The organism is Moorena sp. SIO2C4 (genome assembly GCF_010672485.1).
Taxonomy (GTDB): Bacteria; Cyanobacteriota; Cyanobacteriia; order Cyanobacteriales; family Coleofasciculaceae; genus Moorena; species Moorena producens.
This window is the reverse complement of sequence record NZ_JAAHGN010001067.1, coordinates 1-2,550: the sequence shown is the minus strand read 5'-3', so window position 1 is coordinate 2,550 and position 2,550 is coordinate 1. Positions and strand designations below refer to the sequence as shown.

The window sequence follows — 2,550 nt, the reverse complement described above, 5'->3', positions numbered from 1 at the left end:
ACAGATGAACTATTTACCAGATCAGCAAGCAATTACCCATCAGGGGGCTATAGTAATGGTAAAAATATTAGGCTTAAGTGACATGCTTCCCCTATTACCTATTACCCATTACCTATTACCCATTCCCGATTCCCGATTCCCGATTCCCGATTCCCCATTCCCGATTCCCCATTCCCCAGATCAGCGTACTAATGTTGCTGCATAAGTGACATGCTCCCGTTTCTCGCAGTTATGAGGTACACTATCCTTTGACACTGATTCCCTGTCTTGATGCAATAGCGAGTGGGGGGAACCACGGCAATAGCGAGTGGGGGAAACCCCCAAGACCGTAATGGTGCGTTTACAGTCGTCGAATTAAATTCGCCACGGGTCGCACCTCTGCCTCCCCAAGACCGTAATGGTGCGTTTGACCCGTAATTAAATTCGCCACGGGTCGCACCTCTGCATCGCTTAAAACCCTCTTTACTATTGCTAGCATGCATGCATGCCTTTTGCCTTAAAGGGATAAGCAATGTCGCTCACTCGTCCTGAGAACTGCTATAATTTGGAGGCTACTAGAGTCAGCAAACAGCGATTAATTTCTCTGATTTTATTAATTTGTTTGTCCTACACTTTAGCTAATTTTAATGGACAATATATTCAGCAAAAATGGTTAGCATCCTATGTTAATCGTCCCAGTTATCATTCAATATTTTACCGACGACATAGCAGTTTTTATATTGGCTTGCATGGTAAAAATTGGTTGGATTCAATGTCTTTTGTCTCAGAACTCATTCAATAATTACTTCGTTTTTATCGCCACAAACTGCCTTATCCTCTCCGAGGTTACAGGGCTGCTTCCCTTATATAGCACTACCCATTAAGATGTTTGACATTTCTAAACTCCGAAACCTAGTCAATGCTTACTTTTGACTTCTGACTTGTGACTTGGGACTTGCGCGTTTGTGGATGCTTGGATGTAAGCCTTTTTCCTAGACCAGTAAATCTTGGCGAGGATTAAAATTATCAATCTCCCTTAGTTTTTCGTATAGTTCTCTGACCTCCTGAGTGGCTTCGGTTGGCACAACAATCTGAATTTCTACTACCTGATCCCCTCGTAACCCATCCTGATTGGGATAACCCTTATTTGCCAAGCGCAATTTTTGTCCTGACCTGACGCCACTAGGAACATTAATTTGCACTATACCATCCAAGGTGGGAACTTCTATTAAGTCACCTAATACTGCTTCAGCAGGGCTTACTGGTACTACACAAATCACATCCAATTCCTCTAATTTAAAGAAAGGATGAGGTGACACAGTAATTTTTAAATTTAAACATCCACCATCAATACCTTGACCTTGGAGCCGCACCAGGGCACCGGTTACCATCCCAGCAGGTAGCTCAATTTCTAAAGCCCGTCCATCTTCTAGGCGAATTCGCTCTCGACCCCCTTTATAGGCTTTTTCCAAAGGTAGGGTTAATCGAGCGTCAATATCTTGAGGTTGAGGTTTGGGATAAGGTTGAGGCTGAGGGGGGGATTTGGGTTGAGGTCTCAGACGAGAACTAACAGTGTAGGCTGTTTTAGTTTTCCCTGGTCGAAACGCACTCTCAGAACTTACCCGAGTCCCTGGAGGTGGGGTTGATGTTGCCTTTCTAGTAGAGCGACGCCCGAGTAGTTGATCAATGAAGGTGTTGAAGTCCCGGTAATTGCCATAATCCTCTGGTTGGTATGAACCACGACCATTGCCGTTCCAGCCTACATTTTTAATCAAAGTAGCAGCTTTAGCCGCTTTTCTACCAAACTTCTTCTTCTGCCAATATCGGCTGAATTGGTCGTACTGCGATCGCCTATTCGGGTCAGAGAGAACTTCATATGCCTCACCAATATCCTTGAACTTGTCTTCTGCTGTCTTATCTCCAGGATTCAGGTCGGGGTGATACTGTCGAGCTAACCGCCGATAAGCCTTTTTAATTTCCTCGCTGGATGCCTCTGTGGGTACACCCAACATTTCATAGTAATCTCGATAGTTTTGCATAATTAGTCAATAATGAAGTGTCTCGATGCACTCCCTCATCGGGTAAACCCCCGTATTAAGGCTTTTTTGATCTATTCGTTTTTTGATCTATTCGTGATTAATCGTTAATTGTCAGTATTTTTTAAAGGGAAGAGCGAGAAAACTTTTACCTAAAGACTAACCGCTAATTAGTTGTGGCTACTGACAACTGACAACTAACTACTGACTAATTTAGAACCAATTATCATCCTCATCCCAATCATTTTCAAGGGGGTTTCTGCGATCGCGATCGCGACTGGACCTCGATGAACTAGCCCCATAGGAGTCATAGGAGTCCCGGCGGTAATCCCGTTGAGAATATCGGTCTGTGTCACTATCTCCGGTGAAGGTGCGACGAATTGAGCCAAACAAGTCATCATCCTCTTCTTCCTCATATTGCAGCCGTACCTCTCGCTTGAGCTCATAGAGGGCATCTTGTAGATCACCTTGAGTGCGATCAATAGCCCGGTCATCATTTTGGGCAACGGATTGACGCATCTCCTGAATTAAGCCA

General features: G+C 44.3%; 2 protein-coding genes and 1 pseudogene. 1 reads left to right on the top strand and 2 read right to left on the bottom strand.

The window, feature by feature from the left end; genetic code table 11:
• The coding region (locus tag F6K20_RS33720; protein WP_287297690.1) for a hypothetical protein at window positions 1-205 on the top strand (205 nt) is incomplete at its 5' end.
• A 766-nt stretch (window positions 206-971) separates the two neighbouring features.
• Here the strand turns inward: F6K20_RS33720 and F6K20_RS33715 are convergent.
• Together F6K20_RS33715 and F6K20_RS33710 are read right to left on the bottom strand one after the other, a co-directional pair.
• The gene (locus F6K20_RS33715) at window positions 972-2,018 is read right to left on the bottom strand and encodes a DnaJ C-terminal domain-containing protein (RefSeq protein ID WP_008184006.1); all 1,047 of its coding nucleotides are present in this window, start codon (window positions 2,016-2,018) and stop codon (window positions 972-974) included.
• A gap of 210 nt (window positions 2,019-2,228) precedes the next feature.
• Window positions 2,229-2,550, bottom strand: a pseudogene (locus F6K20_RS33710) (molecular chaperone DnaK); the annotation flags it as partial.